The 19,921-nt window shown below is 60.8% G+C and carries 18 protein-coding genes and 1 pseudogene; 13 read left to right on the top strand and 6 right to left on the bottom strand.

Annotated elements, in window-relative coordinates:
* The first annotated feature begins 5 nt into the window (after window positions 1-5).
* From SGN16_RS12220 to SGN16_RS12245, 6 genes are read left to right on the top strand one after another with little or no spacing between them, the layout of a single operon-like run.
* Window positions 6-551, top strand: a complete 546-nt coding sequence (locus SGN16_RS12220; RefSeq protein ID WP_210644333.1) for an acetyltransferase — start codon at window positions 6-8, stop codon at window positions 549-551.
* Window position 552: 1 nt separating this feature from the next.
* Window positions 553-1,236, top strand: coding sequence for an iron-containing redox enzyme family protein (locus tag SGN16_RS12225; RefSeq protein WP_335944167.1), 684 nt, complete (start codon window positions 553-555; stop codon window positions 1,234-1,236).
* 3 nt (window positions 1,237-1,239) lie between these two features.
* Window positions 1,240-1,851 (top strand): flavodoxin family protein, encoded by a 612-nt coding sequence (locus SGN16_RS12230; protein WP_210644337.1) that lies wholly within the window; start codon window positions 1,240-1,242, stop codon window positions 1,849-1,851.
* Window positions 1,852-1,856: 5 nt separating this feature from the next.
* Window positions 1,857-2,762 carry a DMT family transporter gene (locus SGN16_RS12235; protein ID WP_210644339.1) on the top strand — a complete coding sequence of 302 codons (906 nt, stop codon included), beginning with the start codon at window positions 1,857-1,859 and terminating at the stop codon, window positions 2,760-2,762.
* Window positions 2,749-3,651, top strand: a complete 903-nt coding sequence (locus SGN16_RS12240) for an alpha/beta fold hydrolase (RefSeq protein WP_210644341.1) — start codon at window positions 2,749-2,751, stop codon at window positions 3,649-3,651. The genes SGN16_RS12235 and SGN16_RS12240 overlap by 14 nt, the downstream gene beginning before the upstream one ends.
* Window positions 3,645-4,250: an acyl-homoserine-lactone synthase gene (locus SGN16_RS12245; RefSeq protein WP_210644343.1), complete on the top strand. Its 606-nt coding sequence runs from the start codon at window positions 3,645-3,647 to the stop codon at window positions 4,248-4,250. Before SGN16_RS12240 ends, SGN16_RS12245 begins: the two co-directional genes overlap by 7 nt.
* Here the strand turns inward: SGN16_RS12245 and kdgR are convergent.
* The gene (gene kdgR / locus SGN16_RS12250; RefSeq protein WP_335944168.1) at window positions 4,226-5,008 is read right to left on the bottom strand and encodes a DNA-binding transcriptional regulator KdgR; all 783 of its coding nucleotides are present in this window, start codon (window positions 5,006-5,008) and stop codon (window positions 4,226-4,228) included. The genes SGN16_RS12245 and kdgR overlap by 25 nt on opposite strands.
* A gap of 155 nt (window positions 5,009-5,163) precedes the next feature.
* On the opposite strand from kdgR, the gene SGN16_RS12255 reads away from it, so the two are divergent.
* The 6 genes from SGN16_RS12255 (at window position 5,164) to uxuA (ending at window position 12,502) form a co-directional block, all read left to right on the top strand.
* The gene (locus SGN16_RS12255) at window positions 5,164-6,165 is read left to right on the top strand and encodes a sugar kinase (protein ID WP_335944169.1); all 1,002 of its coding nucleotides are present in this window, start codon (window positions 5,164-5,166) and stop codon (window positions 6,163-6,165) included.
* 4 nt (window positions 6,166-6,169) lie between these two features.
* A complete protein-coding gene (gene manD / locus SGN16_RS12260; protein WP_335944170.1) occupies window positions 6,170-7,381 on the top strand; it encodes a D-mannonate dehydratase ManD in 1,212 nt (403 codons plus the stop codon).
* Window positions 7,382-7,435: 54 nt separating this feature from the next.
* Window positions 7,436-8,467 carry a Zn-dependent oxidoreductase gene (locus tag SGN16_RS12265; protein WP_335944171.1) on the top strand — a complete coding sequence of 344 codons (1,032 nt, stop codon included), beginning with the start codon at window positions 7,436-7,438 and terminating at the stop codon, window positions 8,465-8,467.
* A 78-nt stretch (window positions 8,468-8,545) separates the two neighbouring features.
* Window positions 8,546-9,838: an MFS transporter gene (locus SGN16_RS12270; RefSeq protein ID WP_335944172.1), complete on the top strand. Its 1,293-nt coding sequence runs from the start codon at window positions 8,546-8,548 to the stop codon at window positions 9,836-9,838.
* Window positions 9,839-9,855: 17 nt separating this feature from the next.
* Window positions 9,856-11,310, top strand: coding sequence for a mannitol dehydrogenase family protein (locus SGN16_RS12275; RefSeq protein ID WP_335944173.1), 1,455 nt, complete (start codon window positions 9,856-9,858; stop codon window positions 11,308-11,310).
* Window positions 11,311-11,326: 16 nt separating this feature from the next.
* The gene (gene uxuA / locus SGN16_RS12280) at window positions 11,327-12,502 is read left to right on the top strand and encodes a mannonate dehydratase (protein ID WP_210644356.1); all 1,176 of its coding nucleotides are present in this window, start codon (window positions 11,327-11,329) and stop codon (window positions 12,500-12,502) included.
* 156 nt (window positions 12,503-12,658) lie between these two features.
* On the opposite strand, the gene SGN16_RS12285 is transcribed toward uxuA, so the two are convergent.
* From SGN16_RS12285 to SGN16_RS12295, 3 genes are all read right to left on the bottom strand, one after another.
* Entirely contained in the window at window positions 12,659-13,372 is a 714-nt protein-coding gene (locus SGN16_RS12285) for a FadR/GntR family transcriptional regulator (protein ID WP_210645227.1), read from the bottom strand.
* Between the two features lie 84 nt (window positions 13,373-13,456).
* Complete coding sequence (locus SGN16_RS12290) at window positions 13,457-14,983, bottom strand: altronate dehydratase family protein (protein WP_335944174.1); 1,527 nt, start codon at window positions 14,981-14,983, stop codon at window positions 13,457-13,459.
* A gap of 13 nt (window positions 14,984-14,996) precedes the next feature.
* Complete coding sequence (locus SGN16_RS12295; protein WP_335944175.1) at window positions 14,997-16,007, bottom strand: zinc-binding alcohol dehydrogenase family protein; 1,011 nt, start codon at window positions 16,005-16,007, stop codon at window positions 14,997-14,999.
* Window positions 16,008-16,619: 612 nt separating this feature from the next.
* On the opposite strand from SGN16_RS12295, the gene treA reads away from it, so the two are divergent.
* Entirely contained in the window at window positions 16,620-18,245 is a 1,626-nt protein-coding gene (gene treA, locus SGN16_RS12300; protein ID WP_335944176.1) for an alpha,alpha-trehalase TreA, read from the top strand.
* A gap of 86 nt (window positions 18,246-18,331) precedes the next feature.
* Here the strand turns inward: treA and SGN16_RS12305 are convergent, their stop codons facing one another.
* Together SGN16_RS12305 and SGN16_RS12310 are read right to left on the bottom strand one after the other, a co-directional pair.
* The gene (locus SGN16_RS12305) at window positions 18,332-19,558 is read right to left on the bottom strand and encodes a zinc-dependent alcohol dehydrogenase (protein ID WP_335944177.1); all 1,227 of its coding nucleotides are present in this window, start codon (window positions 19,556-19,558) and stop codon (window positions 18,332-18,334) included.
* Window positions 19,559-19,702: 144 nt separating this feature from the next.
* Window positions 19,703-19,917: pseudogene (locus SGN16_RS12310) on the bottom strand (cupin); the annotation flags it as partial.
* Between the last annotated feature and the right edge of the window lie 4 nt (window positions 19,918-19,921).

A 19,921-nucleotide genomic window follows, 5' to 3' on the forward strand; every position in this document is an offset into this window, starting at 1 on the left:
CACCGATGAGCTTGTCTGTTCGCGTGATCGACAGCGCCAGTGATCTGTTCGAGTCCGTCAGGCAACTGCGCAGTCGCTACCTGGGGACCAACCCGGCGAAGGAGGATGACTTCGATCGAAGGGAGCAGCTGCGCGACGCCATGTCCTACCACCTGGTTTATCTGGACAACGACGAAGTGGTTGGGACGCTGCGCGTCACACCGCTGGGCCATGGCCTGAGTTTCGTCGAGCGGGCCGTCAATGTGCACGCCTATTTCCAGCAGTCGACGGATGCCTTCGATGCCAATCGGCTGGTGCTGGACGAGCGCTACCGCGGCGGGCGGCACCTGCGCATGTTTCTCCTGCAGGCGGCGATCTGGCTGAAAGCCAACACCCACCTGCGATTCATCTCGGCACTGTGTCGCGGCCAACTGGCTGCGCTGTATGTCGGCCTGGGCGGGCGCGTGCTGGAGGAAGACGTGACCTGGACCGGGGAACAGGTCGAGCGGCGCTACAGCCTCGTGTACCTGGAACTCGAAAGTGTTTACCACAATGTTAAAGGAGCCAATTGAAATGCAAGCATTCTTCAAGGAACTCGACGCTATCGTCGATGCGGGCTGGGCCCAGATCAAGCAGGGCGCCTACTGGAAATTCAGTCTGGACAACCCTACACCGCCAGCCCTCTACCAGCAGCTCATGTTGCAGGTGTACCACTACACCCGCTACAACTCGGTCAACCAGGCGGCTTGCGCCTACAGTGCCGACCCGGAAGAAACGACGTTGCTGCGCTTCGTCTACAAGCACGCCCTGGAAGAGCTGGGCCACGAGCGCATGGTGCTGCGCGACCTCGAGTCGGTCGGGCTGCTGCCGCAGGACATGCCGGCACCCCTGGCGCCAACCCAGGCGCTGATCGCCTTTCTCAATGATGTGGCTATCCGCAAGGGGCCGATCGCACGGCTGGGCTACAGCTATTGGGCCGAAGACGTCTACGAGCACATCCAGCCGATCCTGGACCGGTTCCGCACTGACCTGGGCTTGAAGGACGAACAGATGACGTTCTTCGTCGCCCACTCGACCATCGATGAGAAGCACGCCGAAGAAGTGCGCACGGCCATGCAGCGTGCGGTGAAGACCGAGCAAGATCGTCGCCAGATCAAGGAAGTGGCACGCGTCACGTTGTGGCTGACCGGGCAGTTGATGGAGGAAGCGTTGCGAGCCTATCTGGCTGGCGAAGAAGGGCTGCGAGAGGCGTCCTGAATCATGAATCTGACCATCATTGTTGGCTCTAGCCGACCTTGTGGTGTCAGTGCACGGGTGGTGGCGCTGGTGCGCCGCCACTTGGGCGAGGAGGTCGAGGTCGATGCCATCTGGCTCAAGGACTACCGGATCGATTATTGCGATGCCGACAACGCCTGCTCAGACCAGGACTGCGAGTTGCAGGACGACGTCGGGCAGTTGGTGGCGCGGCTGGATCGCGCCGATGCGGTGCTCTATCTCCCCGTCATGCACGCCTACGGCACCAACAGTCGTTTCCAGGCGTTTCTGGAGCGAGTCGGCTATGGCTTCCTGCGTCCACGCCAACGTCCCCTGCGCGACAAGCTCGCGGCGATTGCGGTGGTCGGTCGGCGCTATGGGCACACGGCTGTTTTCTCCCAGGTCGCGCTGAACGTACTGCTCAACAAGATGATTCTCGTCGGCTCGGGATTCCCGCCGTGCTTCCAGACACAGCTGGCCCACGATCCAGAAGCGGAACAGGCCTTGTGCGAGACGCTGGACCGGCTCTGTGAGCACTACCGTCGACTTCATCCAACGGAGGTTGCCACAAGCAAGCCGGAAAGAATCCTGCGGCCCATTCAATTTCAGAAGGGATAACTGTCATGCCATTGAAAGATTCATTGCTGGCGCTGCTGGTCGCGTTGCTCTGGGGCGCCCAGGTTACCGCCGTGAAGATGGGGGGCGCCGAGCTGCCGCCTATCCTCATGGTCGCCATGCGCTACGCGATCATGGCGCTGTTTCTCCTGCCCTTGCTCAAGCGGGTCAAGCGTGAGCAGTTCGGGGCCGTGGCCGTGATCGCCACGATCACCGGCACTTTGCATTTTGGTTTGCTGTATTGCGGTATCGCCCGGGTAGACGCCTCTACCTCGGCAATCATCTATCAGTTGACGGCCCCCTTTACCCTGATTCTGGCGTTCGCGTTATTGGGTGAAGTCCTGAAAATGCGCGTACTGGCGGGCATTGTGCTGGCGTTCGCCGGCGTCCTGGTACTGCTGGTCAAACCGTCGGCGAGCGGGACCTTCGTCGGCATGCTCCTGGTGGCGCTCGCGGCCTTGGCATTCGCTGTCGGATCGGTGTTGACCAAGCGTCTTGGGCCGCTGGACCCGCTGGCCTTGAGTGCCTGGACCGCTGTTATTGCCGCACCGCAACTGTTGCTGTGGTCCTTCATCCAGGAGGGTGGACAATGGGCAAGCATCCATACGGCCAGCGCTCAGGCGTGGTGGGCAGTGCTGTACACAGCGCTCAGTGGTGGTCTGCTGGGGTTCGGTCTGTGGTTCTGGTTGCTTGGACGCAACTCGATGCAGCAGCTGAGTCCGTATTTGCTTCTGGTGCCAATGTTTGCGATCGCCGTCAGCCAGATCATGCTCGCCGAAGGCATTAGCCAGCGCCTGCTGATCGGGGCCGTGTTGACGTTGTCCGGCGTGGCGCTCTGCCAACTACGGCTGCCCGCAAAACTCTTTCTAAAGGGCGCTAGCAAAGGGCAAGGAGTGGCGGATGAACAGCGTTGATCGACTGTTGCTTGGCAGCTTGCGCCTGGTCCAGCGCTGGCGGTTCGGTTTGAGACTGCGCTGGCACACCAGTGGGCAAGGGCGCTTGGCCTACCTGCAAGGCACTGCGCCTCAGAAGGGGCCGACACTGGTCATCCTTCATGGCTTGGGCGCCAGCAAGGACCAGTGGGGGCCCGCGATGCTGGGCATGGCGCGCCATTACCCTTGTGTTTTCGTCGATTTACCAGGGCATGGCCAATCCTTGTACGAGTCGCGTGCAGGCTTCGGACCGCAGGCCTTGCTGCCAGCGCTGGAGGGTTTGTTGGAAACGGTAGGCGAGGGGCCTTTCGTGCTGGTCGGCAGCTCTTTGGGCGGTTGCGTGGCCGGGCTGTATGCCGCGAAGTACCCGCAGCGTGTCAGTCATCTGGTCTTGCTGGCACCGGCTGGTCTCGGTCCGACGGTGTTAGGGCCGGCATTACAAGCCAGCCTGCAAGGGCAAGGAACCGTCTTCGGCTACCGTACGGTCGAGGAGATGAAGCGCTTCTGGAGCCTGGTGTTCAAGCGGCCTCCCCAGGTGCGAGGACGCCTGGCGCAGGCCATGGCAGCCAGCGGTAAATCGAGGTTTGCTGCCGTGCAGCGGGCCATCGAGGATTTTCGCCGCGAAGGCCTGGACGTCCTTCTCGAACGGCTTCCGCAGATCGCTTCGAAGACGCTGGTGATCTGGGGGCGACATGACCAAGTGTTCCTGCCCGTCGCCCTGGAGAACCTGCTCCAACAACTGCCCGATGCCCGTGGTCAGGTCATCGAGGACTGCGGGCATGTGCCCTACCTTGAACGGGGTGCCGAGGTGGTCGCGGCCATCACAGGGTTCCTATCAACCTCCCGTGCCGGGGGGGATCGACCATGCTAGAAGTGATTGCCAGCACCCGCAGCGAGATGTCCCCGGCCTTGTTCAAGGCACTGGCGCGCTATCGGTATGAAGTGTTCGTCAAGGGCCTCGGCTGGGCATTGCCCTGCGCCGAGGGCTTTGAGGTGGATGACTTTGATCGGCCGGATACGGTGTATGTCCTGGCCCGCGACAGTAGGCAGGAAATCGTCGGATGCGCGCGGTTGATTCCTACCGATCGTCCCTTTCTGTTGGGGGAGGTGTTTCCCCAGTTGATGGGCGACACGCCGTTGCCGTCCTCAAGTTCCGTCTGGGAATTGTCGCGGTTCGCCAGCCGACGTCCACTGTCGCGACGCGCCCAGGTCATGCGGGCCTGGCACGACACCACATGGCTGATGAGCAAGGTTATCGGCGTCGCGCAGACCCTCGGCGCACGGCGGTTGATCGCATTCAGTGCGCCGGGAAACGAGCGCCTGCTCAGGCGCATGGGGGTCAGCACTCACAGGATTGCGGGGCCGCAGATGGTCAATGAGTTTCCCGTGGTGCCTTTCTGGATCAATGTGGCGGGTTATCGTCACCGTACAGTTGCAGAGAAGACTCAACGCGAGTGCCAGCCCAACTGAGCTGAAATCTGTTGCGTAGCTTCCATCAGTTGCTTGACGTAGTCCTGCTTCAACTCTTCCCGGAAGCGAAAACACGGGAATGAAACGCTCATGCCGCCGATCACGTGACCGAAACGGTCGCGAATCGGCGCCGCCAGGCAGCGCATGTTGTCTTCGAATTCTTCATGGTCTTCGGCATAGCCTTGTCGGCGAACGGTTTCCAATTCTTCCAGATAGGCTTGGACGCTGGTCAGTGTGTTGGCCGTGCGGCGCTCGAAGCTTTCTTCCTTGAGGTGCGCGAGCAACTCATCTTCTTCAAGCCAGGCCATCAGCACCTTGCCGATGCCGGTGCAATACAGCGGCGCTCGCCGACCGATACGCGAGTACATGCGCAGGTTGTACTTGGAGTCGATCTTGTGCACGTAGACGATGCTGCCTTCGTCAAGAATCCCCAGGTGAACCGTCTCGCCCGTCAGCTCGTTGATCCGCCGCATGCCTGGCTCCGCCTCCCGGACGATATCCAGGTGGGGCAGGGCCTGGGCGCCCAGTTCAAATAACCGGACGCTGAGACGATAGCGATCCTCGGCATCCTGCACCACATATCCCCGCGCCTTGAGCGACTGCAAAAAGCGATAAACCGTGGCCTTGGACATGTCCAGTTTGGTGGCGATTTCCGAGACACCGCTTTCTTCCGGATGCTCGGCCAGGGCCTCGAGAACGGCCATGGTCCGGCCCACCGCCGATACCAGCTCGTTGTTTGGGATGACGCTGTTGTCCATGAAGGCTCCAACGTGAAAAGTAAAACCCAAGGATATACGCAAGCAGAACAAAACGCTGTTTCATTTTTGCTTGACGAGACGGGAAATCTGATTAGACTCGGGCCTTGCAAGAAAATGAAACGCCGTTTTAAAAACATAAAAAAGGCGCGTTGATTATGGATGTAACGCTTGACCATGGCCCGCAGACCCGCTCTGCCCGCCCGCTGAAGGTGGCGTTGGTGGGGGAGTGCATGATCGAGATGCGCGGTGAACCGGGCGCCGCGATCACCCAGACCTTCGGCGGCGATACGCTCAATACGGCGGTGTACCTGGCGCGATCGAGCGGCCGTGACGCAGTGGCCGTGGACTACGTGACAGCCGTGGGGGGCGATGGGTTCAGCGTGGCTATGCGCCGATCCTGGCGAAACGAGGGAGTCACGGACATCCATGTACGGGTGATCGAAGATGCGCTGCCGGGGCTGTATTTCATCCAGACCGATCCACACGGCGAGCGGCGTTTCCTCTACTGGCGCGGGGAAGCGGCGGCGCGGCGGATGTTCGACGGGCCTGAGGCCGACGCCATGTTGGCTGCGCTGGCCGAGTACGACTACATCTATCTGAGCGGTATCAGCCTGGCGATCCTCAGCGGCGAAGGCCGTGAGCGCCTGATGCAGGCCTTGCATCTGGCCAGGCAAGGCGGCACGCGCATCGTCTTCGACAACAACTACCGCCCCCATCTTTGGCCTGATCCTGACGCGGCTCGGCAGGCCTACCGTGAACTATTGCGCCTGACCGACCTGGCCTTGGTCACCTGGGAAGATGACGCCATCCTGTTCGGCTACCGCGATACCGATGCCTTGTTCAGTGCTTATGCGCAGAAGGGAATCGGCGAAGTAGCCCTCAAGCGCGGTGCCGATTCCTGCTTGATCCAATGCCCGGCTGGCCGTTTCGCCGTGCCTGCCCAGCACGTTGCCCATGTCATCGATACCACCGCCGCTGGCGATTCGTTCAGCGCCGCTTACCTGGCCTGTCGCCTGCAGGGCGGCGATCCGGAGCAGGCCGCTCGCTGGGGCCATTGCCTGGCTGCCCAGGTTGTCCAGTACCGAGGTGCACTGATTCCCCTAGCGGCCATGCCGAATATGGGAACGCTCTCATTTCCTTCTGTTGCACAGGTTTGACCTTATGAAAATTCTTGAAGCGCGCGTCATCGTTACCTGTCCGGGTCGCAACCTGGTCACCCTGAAGATTGTCACCGATGAGGGCATTTACGGCATTGGCGATGCGACGCTCAATGGCCGCGAACTGGCGGTGGTCGCGTACCTGGAAGAACACGTCCTTCCCGCGTTGATCGGCCGCGATGCCCACCGCATCGAGGACATCTGGCAGTACCTCTATCGCGGCGCGTATTGGCGTCGTGGCCCGGTAACCATGACCGCCATCGCCGCCGTCGATGTCGCACTTTGGGACATCAAGGCCAAGGCGGCGAACATGCCGCTGTATCAGTTGCTCGGTGGCAAGAGCCGTGAGCGGGTGATGGTCTACGGGCACGCCACTGGCAAGGACATCGAAGGCTGCCTGGATGAAGTCGCTCGCCATGTCGAGTTGGGCTACAAAGCCGTGCGCGTGCAATGCGGCATACCGGGTATCGCCACCACCTACGGCGTCGCAAAGCGCAGCGGTGAACGCTATGAGCCGGCCGACAGTGACCTGCCCGCCGAACACGTCTGGGACACCGCCAAATACCTCAACCACGTCCCCAGGCTGTTTGCCGCCGTACGCGAGCGCTTTGGCGACGACTTGCATATCCTCCATGACGTGCACCATCGCCTGACCCCCATCGAAGCGGGGCGCCTGGGCAAGGCCGTGGAGCCATACAACCTGTTCTGGCTCGAAGACTGTACGCCGGCCGAAAACCAGCAGAGCTTTCGCCTGATCCGCCAGCACACCACCACACCGTTGGCCGTTGGCGAGGTGTTCAACTCCATCCATGACTGCCGCGAGTTGATCCAGGAGCAGTTGATTGACTACATCCGCACGACGCTGGTGCATGCCGGCGGCATCACCCATGTGCGGCGCATTGCCGATTTTGCCGCGTTGTTCCAGGTGCGTACCGGTTTTCACGGCGCCACCGACTTGTCACCGGTGTGCATGGGCGCGGCCCTGCACTTCGATACCTGGGTGCCCAATTTCGGCATCCAGGAACACATGCCTCATGAAGAGCGCATCGATGAGGTCTTTCCCCATGCCTATCGCTTCGAGGACGGCCATTTCACGCCCGGCGATGCGCCGGGGCATGGCGTCGACATTGATGAAGACCTCGCCCGCCAGTACCCCTACAAGCGAGCCAGCCTGCCGGTCAACCGTCTAGAAGACGGCACGCTCTGGCATTGGTGAAGCGTTTCCAACACATCAAGCGGCGGGGCGCACGTCCCCGTCAGGAGTGACCCGATGAAAGCGTTCCAGGTTAGAGCACCCTTCGAGTTCGGGCTGGCCCAGGTCGACCGACCCCAGGTCGCCTATGGCGAGGTCCAGGTCGATGTGGCTTACGCCGGCATCTGTGGCTCGGACATGCACATCATTCATGGGCAGAACGCATTTGTGCGTTTCCCCCGAGTCACCGGCCATGAGTTTTCCGGGGTGATCCGGCAAGTCGGCGAAGGCGTTGAACACCTGCAGGTGGGCGACCGGGTGTGCGTCGATCCGGTGATCAGTTGCGGCACCTGTTATCCCTGCCGCATTGGCCGACCGAATGTCTGCACGCGGCTGCAAGTGATCGGCGTGCATCGCGACGGTGGCTTCAGTGAGCAGGTCTGTGTCCCTGCGCAGAATGCCCACCGCTTGCCCGACTCAATGTCCCTCAGCCACGGAGCCCTGGTGGAGCCTTACTCCATTGCCCTGAATGTGCTCGATCGCATGCAGCCCCATCCGGGCGACAGCGTGCTGATCTATGGGGCCGGTGTTATCGGCCTGACCCTGGTACAGATGGCCCGGGCGCTAGGGCTGACCGACATCACCGTGACCGATGTCATCGACAGTCGCCTGGAGACGGCCCGGGCGCTGGGTGCGAGCCGGATCCTCAACGGTCAGCAAGTCGATGTCGAAAGCACAATGCGGGAACTCACCCAGGGTGAGGGCGTGCCGTTGATTGTCGATGCCGCCTGCATCCCGGCGCTGATGCCGCAGATGGTGCGCCTGGCCTCGCCGGCCGGACGCATCGGCTTGCTGGGTTTCAATGCCACGCCCAGTGATCTGGTGCAATTGGAGATGATCAAGAAAGAACTGACCCTGGTGGGCTCGCGGCTCAACAACCGCAAGTTCCCCAAGGTGATCGAACTGATCGCCAGCGGCCAGCTGCAGGTCCAGGACCTGATCAGCCATCGCGTCACTTTCGACGAGATGCCCGGTGCAATCGACCTGATCGAAAAACACCCCGAGCAAACCCGAAAAGTACTGGTGGAGCTGACGAACGCCCAGCACTGAGCCGTCTGTACCACCGATTTCATCGTGCCTGTTATGGGCATCCTCACCGAATAAACACAACAAGCGGGAGGTTCCACCATGTTTGGTCAAGGACGTAGCTTAATCATCATCATGCTGTTCCTGGCGGGGGTCATCAACTACCTCGACCGCTCGGCGTTGTCTGTGGCAGCCCCTTTTATCCAGAAGGACTACGGTCTGAGTACGGGTGAAATGGGTATGATCTTCAGCAGTTTTTTCGTCGGCTATGCCGCCTTCAATTTCATCGGTGGCTGGGCCGCTGATCGATACGGCGCCAAGACCACGCTGCTGCTGGCCATGGTCTTGTGGTCGTTGTTCAGCGGCCTGACTGTGCTGACGGTGGGCTTCGCCTCGCTGGTGCTCATCCGGATTCTGTTCGGCATGGGTGAAGGACCGTTGAGCGTCACCACCAGTAAGATGGTGAACAACTGGTACACCCCCAAGCGCAGGGCGCGGGCGATAGGCACGTCGATGTCCGGCACACCGTTGGGTGGGGCAATTTCCGGTCCTGTGGTGGGTTTTATCGCCGTCACCTACGGCTGGAAAATGTCGTTCATTATCATCATGGTGATCGGCCTGGTCTGGGCGGCGGTGTGGTTCAAGTTCGTCAAGGAAAGGCCAGAAGGCGAGGGCGCCGAGGAGATTCTTCGGGCCGAGGGGCAAAGCGAGCTGGCGGCACAACCGGTGTTCCCGCTGCGGTACTACCTCAAGCAGCCGACGGTGCTGTTCACATCCTTGGCATTCTTTTCCTATAACTACACGTTGTTTTTCTTCCTGACCTGGTTCCCCAGCTACCTGACCATGGCCCACGGGCTGAACGTCAAGGACATGAGCATCGCCACGGTCATTCCCTGGGTCCTGGGTTTCCTCGGCCTGGCCTTGGGCGGTTTCATTTCCGACTTCGTGTTCAAGAAAACCGGAAAGATGATGTTCTCGCGCAAAGTGGTGCTGGTGACGTGCCTGTTGGCCTGCGCCGCCTGTATCGCTTGTGCCGGGATGGTCAAGACCCTGTATCCGGCGGTCATCCTCGTCGCTTTGGCGGTGTTCTTCCTTTACCTCACCGGCGCCATTTACTGGGCGATCATCCAGGACACCGTACCGGCGGCGCGAGTGGGTGGCGTCAGTGGCTTCATGCACTTTCTGGCGAACACCTCGGGCATTGTCGGCCCGACCTTGACCGGCTTCCTGGTGCAGTTCACCGGTTCGTTCACCAGTGCGTTCCTGCTGGCGGGGTTGTTGACTGTGATCGGTGCCGTGTGTGTGGCGCGCTATGTAAAACCCCTGGCGGTGGCCAATACCGGTGACTCGCCTGCACAAGGCTCACAACCGGTTTCGGCCCTGAGCCATCCCTGAACAGAAGGAGTGTATTGATGCCTGTTGTGAAGCGAGTGCCCTCCACCGGCGCTGCAGCGCAGATCGGTATCGTCCATTTGGGCTTGGGCGCGTTTCATCGCGCCCACCAGGCGGTCTACCTGCAGCGCCATCTCAATCGCCATGGTGAAAGTGATTGGGGGCTGTGCAGCGCCAATCTGCGCTCCAATCGCACCTTGGTCGATCAATTGCGTGAGCAGGACGGTCGCTACCATGTGGCTGAGTACCGCGACCGCGAGCAGGTGACGCTGCGCGAGATCGGGGTGTTGCGCCAAGCTTTGTATGTGGGAGAGGGCGGTCATGACCTGGAGCTGCTATTGCAGCGCATGGCCGCGCCGCAAACGCGGATCGTCACCCTTACCGTCACCGAAAAAGGTTATTGCTTGAGCCCGTCCTCGGGGCAACTGCGCAGCGAAGATCCGCTGATTGCCCATGACATCGCTCATCCACAAGCGCCGCGCTCGGCCCCCGGTATTGTCCTTGAGGCCCTGCGCCGTCGCCGCGCCGCCGGCATCCCGGCATTCACCGTGCTGTGCTGTGACAACATGCCCGATAACGGTCAACGCACCCGTCAGGCGGTCAGCGCGTTGGCGGCGAGGCAGGATGAGGCGCTGGCGCAGTGGGTCGACCAACAGGTGGCGTTTCCCAGCTGCATGGTCGACCGCATTGTGCCTGCGATGGATGGCGAGTCCTTTCGGCGGCTGGAGCAGATGGATTGTCACGATGCGGCGGCAGTGGTCTGTGAAAGCTTCAGCCAGTGGGTGATCGAGGATCACTTTCCCCTCGGACGCCCGGATTGGGAAGTGGAGGGCGTGCAAATGGTGGAGGACGTGCGCCCGTTCGAGACGATGAAACTGCGCATGCTCAATGGCAGTCACTCGTTGCTGGCCTATGTGGGGTTGCTGGCTGGCCATGAGTCGGTGTTCGACGCCGTCAGTGACGCGAATCTGGCACGGCTCTTCGAGCGTTACATGGCTGAGGAAGCGGCGCCCACCCTGGACATGCCGGCGGGCATCGATCTTTCGCTGTATGCCCGCGATCTGAAGGCGCGCTTTGCCAATGACAGCCTGCAACATCGCCTGCGCCAGATCGCCATGGACGGTTCGCAGAAACTGCCGCAACGCTGGTTGCTCGGTGCCCGGCACTTGCTCGATCAAGGGCGAGGTATCGACTGTACCGCGCTGGGCATCGCGGCATGGATTCACTACTGCACGCAACCGTTGCCGGGTCATCCGATGCACGTGGTTGACGACCCTTTGAGTCCGACTTTTGCCGATCTGGCGGGGCGCTTCGACGGCGCATCGTTGGTGGAGGCCTTTCTCGATTTGGACGAAGTCTTCCCGGCCGCGTTGTCGGAGCGTCCGGCGTTTCGTGAGGCTGTGCAACGTGCTTATGGCGCCCTGATTCGCGACGGTATCGGCAGCTTTTTGCAGACCTTTGCCGCACCCAACTAACAAAAAGGAGAACAACATGGAACAGACATGGCGTTGGTTTGGCCCCAAAGACCCGATCTCCCTGGCGGACGTTCGCCAAACCGGTGCGACCGGTATCGTCACCGCGTTGCACGAAATCCCCAACGGCCAGGTGTGGCCGGTGGACGCCATCGCGGCGCGTAAAGCGATGATCGAAGCGGCTGGTTTGAGCTGGTCGGTGGTGGAAAGCATTCCGGTGCACGAGGACATCAAGCGTGGCTGCGGGCGGCGTGACGAGTACATCGCCAACTACCAGCAAAGTGTGCGCAACCTGGCGAGCTGTGGCATCGATATCGTGTGCTACAACTTCATGCCGGTATTGGACTGGACCCGTACTGACCTGACCTATGCGCTGGCGGACGGTGGCTGGGCGCTGCGTTTCGATCAAACCGCATTTGCTGCCTTTGACTTGTTCATCCTCCAGCGTCCGGGGGCGCAGGCTGAATACAGCGCCGAGGACATCCAGCAGGCCAAGGCCTACTTCGAGCAACTGACGCCGGCCCAGAGCGAGACCTTGGTCAACACCTTGATCGCCGGCCTGCCCGGTGCCGAGGAGCACTACAGCCTGGAAAACTTCCGGGCCTTGCTGCGCACCTACGCCGATATCGACGAGGCCAAGTTGCGTGAACACCTGGGGTATTTCTTGCGCGCGGTGATCCCGGTGGCAGAGGAAGTGGGTGTGCGCATGGCGATCCACCCGGACGATCCACCCCGGGCGCTGCTCGGCCTGCCACGCATTCTGTCCACCGCCGAAGACGCCCAATGGTTGCTGGACGCCGCCCCGAGCCCGGCCAATGGCCTGACGTTCTGCACCGGTTCCTATGGCGTGCGCGAAGACAACGACCTGGTGGCGATGGCCAAGCAGTTTGCGCCGTTCATCTACTTCACCCACCTGCGCTCAACCCGCCGGGAAGCGGATCCGCGCAGCTTCCACGAAGCCCATCACCTGGATGGCGACGTCGACATGGTCGGGGTCATCAGTGCCTTGGTGGCCGAAGAGCGCAGGCGTGAGCGCGAAGGCGGCCCGCGCTTGCCGCTGCGTCCGGATCATGGGCATCAATTGCTCGACGATCAGCACCGCAAAAGCAACCCCGGCTACTCGCTGATCGGTCGCCTCAAGGGCCTGGCGGAAATCCGTGGTGTGGAATTGGCCGTGCGGCAACAGTTGAGCTAGCCAGGACACACGGCCCCTGTGGGAGATTCATATTCACCCCAAATCCCCTGTGGGAGCGAGCTTGCTCGCGATAGCGGCGGTTCGGTTTGCAGGGATGTTGACTTTGCCGCCTCCATCGCGAGCAACGCCCTCGCCACAGGCTCATAAACTGCAGGGCTAGTCGCTCAGTTCTTCCGGCCCCAGCGCTTGTAGCCAACGGTTCTCCGAGCGGCTCAAGTGCTGGCGCATGGAGGTCTGAGCACCGAGCACATCTTTGCTGGCGACGGCGCGCAGGATCGCCTCATGCTCGATGACGGCGGCTTCCCAGGTCAATGCGTTCTCGGAATGCTTGCTCAGGTGCGCCGAAATAGGGTTGTGTCGTTCATCAAACAGCGCGGTGATGATCCGGACCAGGGCAGAGTTACCGCTCATTTTGGCCAGGCGCTGATGAAACCTGCGGTCGTCCTCCAGAGGGGGCTGGCCGTTGGCGATGCTGGCGCGCATGGCGTCGATACATTCCTGCAGATAGCGGTAGTCGCTTTTTTTGCCATGCAAACAGGCCAGGATCACCGACTCACCTTCGATCAGGGCGCGCGCCTGCATCAGTTCCGAGGGGCTTTCGCCCAAGGTTTCGCTCTGGTTTTTCCCGTCCATGGGGCGGGTGCGCACGTACACGCCCGAGCCCATCTTGATTTCAATTTCGCCCTCGATTTCCAGGGCGATGAGCGCCTCGCGCAGCGAAGGCCGGGAAACCCCCAGCAGTTGGGTCAAATCGCGCTCGGGAGGAAGCCTGGAGCCTGCCTTGAAGTCCCCCTGGACGATGTAGTTTCGCAGTTGGTCAGCGATTTTCTGGTACGGCTTTCGCTCGGCGGCGTTGATCGGTGAGACCATGGCAACGGTGTCCATCGGATAGTCTGCGAAGGCTACCATAGGCGCTTGATGCTGTTCATTCATGTGGGAGCGATGGTGCGGCAATCACATCACCGCGCCAATCTGCCAAGGCACAAACTCGTTATCGCCCAAGCCATTTTCCTCACTGCAGGTGCGGTGTCCGGAAGCGGTATCGAGCATCAATTGGAACAACCGTTCACCGGCCTCGGCCACCGACTCCAGGCCATCGACAATGCCTCCGGCGTTGAAATCCATGTCCAGCTCCATGCGTTGGAACAGGCGGGTATTGGTGGCGATTTTCAAGGATGGTGTGGGCTTGCAACCGTAGGTCGAACCACGGCCCGTGGTGAAGCAGATGAGATTCGCGCCTCCCGCCACCTGGCCGGTCGCAGACACCGGGTCGTAGCCGGGCGTGTCCATGAACACCAGGCCTCGGGCATCCACCGTTTCAGCGTATTGGTAGACACCCATCAACCCACTGGCGCCTGCTTTCGCCACCGCACCGAGGGATTTCTCCAGGATGGTGGTGATGCCGCCGGCCTTGTTGCCAGGCGAGGGGTTGTTGTTCATGTCACCGTCGTTGTGGCGCACGTAGGCTTCCCACCAATGGATCCGCTGCATCAATTTTGCCGAGATGTCAGCGGATGCCGCGCGGGCCGTCAGCAGGTGTTCGGCGCCATAAATTTCCGGTGTTTCCGAAAGAATGGCGGTGCCGCCATTTCGCACCAGCAGGTCTACAGCGGCGCCGAGTGCTGGATTGGCGGTAATCCCCGAGTAACCATCCGAGCCGCCGCACTGCAGACCGACCCTCAGATGGCTGGCCGCCACGGCAGTACGTTGGAAGTCGTTGATGATCGGCAGCATCTGCTCGATATGGGAGATGCCTCGTTGCACAGCTTCGCGGGTACCGCCGGCGTCCTGAATGATCAGGCTGGCCTTGAGCGGCGCTGAGCGATCGCCGAGCTCGTCCATCAAGGGGGTGAGTTGGTTGACCTCGCAACCCAGGCCGATCAACAGCACGCCAGCGAAGTTGGGGTGATCGGCATAGCCACGCAAGGTACGCTTGAGGATATCGATGCCTTCACCCGTAGCCCCCATGCCACAGCCGCTGCCATGGGTAATTGCCACGACGCCATCGACGTTGGGAAAGTCTTTCAGGCGCTCGGCAGAGAAGGCGTTGGCGATGTGTTTGCACACGGTTGCCGAGCAGTTGACGCTGGAAATAACCCCGATGTAGTTGCGGGTACCAACGCGCCCATCATCGCGCACGAAACCCTCGAACGTCGCCGGCTCACCGCTGAGCACGGTAGGTATATAAACGTTCTGCACGCTCTGTTCGGCACTGGTCGTGGGCATGTCCAGGTTGTGCACGTGGACATGATCGCCGGGCTCTATGCCCTGGGTCGCCTGGCCGATGGTCTGGCCATATTTGAGTACCCGTTGGCCAGCCAGCACCCTGCGCAGGGCGATCTTGTGCCCGGACGGAATCGGCTGTCGGGCGACTAGCGCGATGCCGTCGGCGTTCAACTGTTGGCCCGTGGCAATATCGCCACGGGCCACAGCGACATCGTCACCAGGGGTCAACACAAGCAGAGAAGACGGCAGGTTCATGGTACGTCCTCCTCTAGCACTCGATGATTGCTTTGACGACACCCTGCTTGGGGTCGAGCAAGGTGCTGAACGAATGGGCGACGTCGCTGAGTGTCAGTCGATGGGTGTTCAGGGCGGCGTCCGGGATCAATCCGTTGCGCAAGCATTCTTCCACGTGGCGGAAGTCTTCCTGAGTGGCGTTGCGGCTCCCCATCAACGTGGCTTCACGCTTGTGAAATTCGGGGTCGGAGAAGGTGATGGAGTCCCGCACCACTGAAATCATCACATAGGTGCCGCCGTGGGCGATGAACTCGAACCCGCGCTCCATGGCCCGGGCATTACCAGTGGCATCGAACACCACGTCGAAAAAATCACCCTCAGTCAGTTCCGCCAGGGCCTGCTTGTCGCCTTCGCCGATTTGCACGGCGGCATGGATATTGAGATGTTGCCGACAGAACGACAGACGATCCTCACGGGTATCCAGGACAGTGACTTGCGCCCCGCGCAGGCTGGCGAAGATCGCCGCCGCCATGCCGATCGGGCCGGTGCCGACTATCAGGGCGCGTTTACCCGTCTGGACATTTGAGCGCCGTACAGCATGAGCGCCGATGGACAGGAATTCGATCATCGCCGCCTGATCAAGGGAAACCCCCACGGCCTTGTGCACGAATTGGTGGGGAACGCTCAGGTACTCAGTGAAAGCCCCGTCGCAATGCACACCCAGCACTTGAATGCGGGTGCAGCAGTTGGTCTTGCCCTGGCGGCAGGCGATGCAGGTTCCGCAGGAAAGGTAGGGCATCACGTAGACAACATCACCGATGATGAGGTCGCTGGCGCTGTCCGTCTCTTCTACCAGTCCGGAAAACTCGTGGCCCATGACACGCGGGTATTCGAGGTAGGGCTGGTTGCCGGTGAAGATATGCAGGTCAGTGCCGCAGACCCCGACGCGCTTGACCCGGATGAGGATCTCTCCTGGTTTCCTGGGTGGTTTGTCACGTTCGATGGTGCTTAGCGAGCCAGGTTCGTTACAGATGACGGTCAACATGTCGATGCTCCTTGACTGGCGCGCAGACAACGGGTGCCTGCACGCGCAGGAGGGTTGCGAGCAGCCGGGTACCGCGCCCGGAGCTCTTTTTTTGTTATAGGCGGGTCGTAACCCACTCGGTCGATCTTCGCCCAAAACCTACACGCCGGGGAAAATATTGGCAAGACCAATTTGTTATTTTATAAATTGGACTGACCAAAGTGAAATTTAAGGAGGTGTCTCACGCTTCTCTATTAACATCGCCAGGCCGATGGAAAAAAGGCAACTGTGGGCCGGAAAACGTTTCGGGGCGCAATGGCGGGTGGACTGCTATGGGGAGTTTGGATGAGCACACAATGGGAGAAAAAGGGTTGTCCGGTTTGCCGGGCGCTATGGGAGTCCGGCCAGCATCCCCCTGAGCTTGCCATGAGCATTGTTCTCCATTCCCGCTTGCATCGATGTTCATCGTGCGCAGCCTTCTGGGAGCAGTTGGAGCGTTATGCCGACGTCATTTGTGAGCGGCAGGCGCGTGCGTCATATCCTGAAGCTTTCCAGTCGGAGGGGGTTTAATGAACCCAGGCCATTCCTTCATGTCAGTCGTTTGTCAGGACCGACAACATGATGGAGCTGTTTATGCGACCTATGGATTTCACCAGCCTGTCCTTCGCCGCGTTGCTGTGCGCGGCTTGCTCAAGCCAACCGGCCGCGACATGGAGTTACGAAGATGCCCAGGGGCGAGCCAATCTGCCGCCCGACCAGGCCTATCCCGAACTGTTTGAAGCGGTTCAGCGCGGGCAGCTTTTCACTGACCAGAAACACTTCGTGGACGCGCTGCCCAAGCGTGATCCGGCGAAAATCCGCGCCGATTACCTGGCTCGTCGGGGGAGTGATGGCTTCGATCTGAAAATTTTCGTGCAGGACAATTTCATCGAATCCGGCGAGGCGCAAAGCCCGGCGTCGAAACCTGGCGCTTCGATTGAAGAACACATCGACAATCTCTGGCCGGTGTTGAGCCGAAGTTACAAGCAGGTGCCGCAATACAGCAGCTTGCTGCCCTTGCCGCAGCCCTATGTGGTGCCGGGCGGGCGCTTTCGCGAGATGTATTACTGGGATTCCTACTTCACCATGCTGGGGCTTGAGCAAAGCGGTGAGAAGGCCCGGGTTCGCCAGATGACCGACAATTTCGCCTACATGATCGATACCTACGGCCATATTCCCAATGGCAATCGCACCTACTACCTGAGCCGATCGCAGCCGCCGTTCTTCGCTTACATGGTGGAGCTGCAGGCGCACATCGAAGGTGAGCAGGCCTACGGGCGCTACTTGCCACAATTGCAGAAAGAATATGCCTACTGGATGGAAGGAGCCCAGACGCTCAAACCCGGGGCAGCCGCCAAGCACGTGGTCAAACTGGCCGATGGCAGTGTTCTCAATCGTTATTGGGACGCCAGCCCGACGCCTCGCCAGGAGTCCTGGTTGCAAGACGTCAAGACTGCCGAGCAGGCGCCGGACAGGCCCAAGGAGGAGGTTTGGCGTGATCTGCGTGCTGGCGCCGAAAGTGGTTGGGACTTCAGTTCCCGTTGGCTGGGCGATGGCCAGAATCTGACGACCATACGCACCACCTCCATCGTGCCCGTTGACCTGAACAGCCTCATGTATCACCTGGAGCGGACTATCACCAAAGCCTGTGAGACCGTTCAGAACACACCCTGCGTCCAGGCTTATGGGCAGCGCGCGGAGCGGCGTCAGCGGGCTATCGAGAAGCACTTGTGGAATGCCGAGGCAGGCTTCTACGTGGACTACGACTGGCAGAAAAACCAACAACGCCAGCAGCTCACCGCCGCTGCGCTTTTTCCGCTGTTTAGCGGCCTGGCCTCCACCGAGCACGCCAATCGCACCGCCGATGCGGTACGCGAAGGCCTGTTGCGTCCCGGCGGCATCGCCACCACCCAGGTCAGCAATGGCCAGCAGTGGGATGAGCCCAACGGCTGGGCACCGCTGCAATGGGTGGCAGTAGAGGGGTTGGACCGCTACCAGCAAACAGCGCTGGCGCAGCAGATCGGCAGCCGTTTTTTGCAGCAGGTTCAGAACCTCTACCGCAAGGAAAACAAGCTGGTGGAGAAATATGATTTATCTGCCCAGGGCAATGGTGGGGGAGGCGGCGAATATGAGTTGCAGGACGGCTTTGGCTGGACCAACGGCGTGACGCTGAAACTGATGAGCAAGTATGGCGCAACCCCACCCACCACCAGGCCGTAGACTGAACACCGTGGCGAGGGAGCTTGCTCCCGCCGGGCTGCGCAGCAGCCCTTGAGTTTCCCTCACCACCATGAACCCGCCAAGTCTCAAGTCAGAGCCATCGTACCATTCGGCACATCACCCTCCGGCAACACCACGTGCGGGCTGCCCGGCGTCAAAATGACCTTCCTGCAATCCTCCTGCTTCTTGTCGAAAAGCTTGTAGCCCTCGGCGGCCTGCTCCAGCGACATCCGGTGGCTGATGATCACCTCAGGGGACAAGCGACCGGTCTCGATATGGCCAAGCAGTTCAGGCAGATAACGCTGCACATGGGTCTGGCCCATCTTGAAGGTCAGGCCTTTGTCGAACGCATCGCCAAACAGGAAGCCGTGGATGAAGCCGGCGTACACCCCCGGCACGCTCACCACGCCGCCGCGCCTGACTGCCGCGATACATTGACGCAGCGCCTTGCCGCTGCTGCCTTCGAGCTTGAGCGTGGCCAGCACCGTTTCGGTGGTGCTGCCCTTGGCCTCGAAGCCCACCGCATCGACCACACCGTCCACGCCGCGCATGCCTCTGGTCTGACGAATGATCGTGTCCGCTGGGTCGTCGTCTTCATCGAAGTTGATCGGAATCACGCCGTAGGTTTGCTGCGCGTAGGCCAGGCGATAGGGATGATGATCGACCATGAAGATCTGGTCGGCGCCCAACATCCGCGCGCAAGCGGCACTCAACAAGCCGACGGGCCCGGCGCCGTAGATCGCGATACTCGAACCCTTGCCGATCCCAGTGTTGGTGACCGCTTGAAACGCGGTCGGCAAGATGTCCGAGAGGAACAGTACCTTTTCGTCCGACAGGGTCCCCGGCACCTTGAACGGCCCGGTATTGGCCTTTGGAACACGCACGTACTCGGCTTGGCCACCCGGTATGCCGCCGTACAGGTGGCTGAAACCGAAAAGTGCCGCGCCCGGTGCAATGGCCTTCTTGTTCAGGATCGCGCCACGCCCGGTGTTGGTGGTTTCACAGGCGGCGAACAGATCCATCTGGCAGAAAAAACAGCTGCCGCAGGCGATCACGAACGGAATCACCACACGGTCGCCGGGTTGCACCGCAGTCACCGCTGAACCCGTTTCCTCGACGATCCCCATGAACTCATGTCCGAAGATATCACCGTGCTCGACGGCGGGGATTTTCCCGCGATAGAGGTGCAGGTCGGAACCGCAAATCGCCGTTGCGGTAACGCGCAGAATGATGTCGTCGCTGTCCACCAGGATGGGGTCGGCGACCGTATCGACTTTCACACTGTGGGCACCGTGATAGGTGAGTGCTCTCATGACGTCCTGCCTCTCTCGATAGTTGGTAAAGGGCAGAGGGGCGATTCCAGACGGAAGTTCACAGAGATGACGGGCCATGGGACTAGCGGTCGTTTAGTGCTGCGAGGGTACTTTTGGACGGGTTCTGGTAGCGTTGCCTGGGTGCTATCGCCGGCTTGTCCAGTAGCGAACGATAGCCTCATCTCGCCCCTGCACCGGATCCCTTTCGGGAAATGGCAGGGTGGCGATATTCGCCAGTTTGGCTTCGCTCGGTGCTTCACGGCAGATGTCGGCTTGTTGGCCGGGAGGGTAGGCGCCGACTACCAGAAAATTCTCGCTGGCGTGCAGTTGCAGTGGCCTGTACCGGCGGGGAGCAGCATCCGC

Origin of the sequence: Pseudomonas sp. G166, from assembly GCF_037027455.2 — a bacterium.
In the GTDB taxonomy this organism is placed as follows: Bacteria; Pseudomonadota; Gammaproteobacteria; order Pseudomonadales; family Pseudomonadaceae; genus Aquipseudomonas.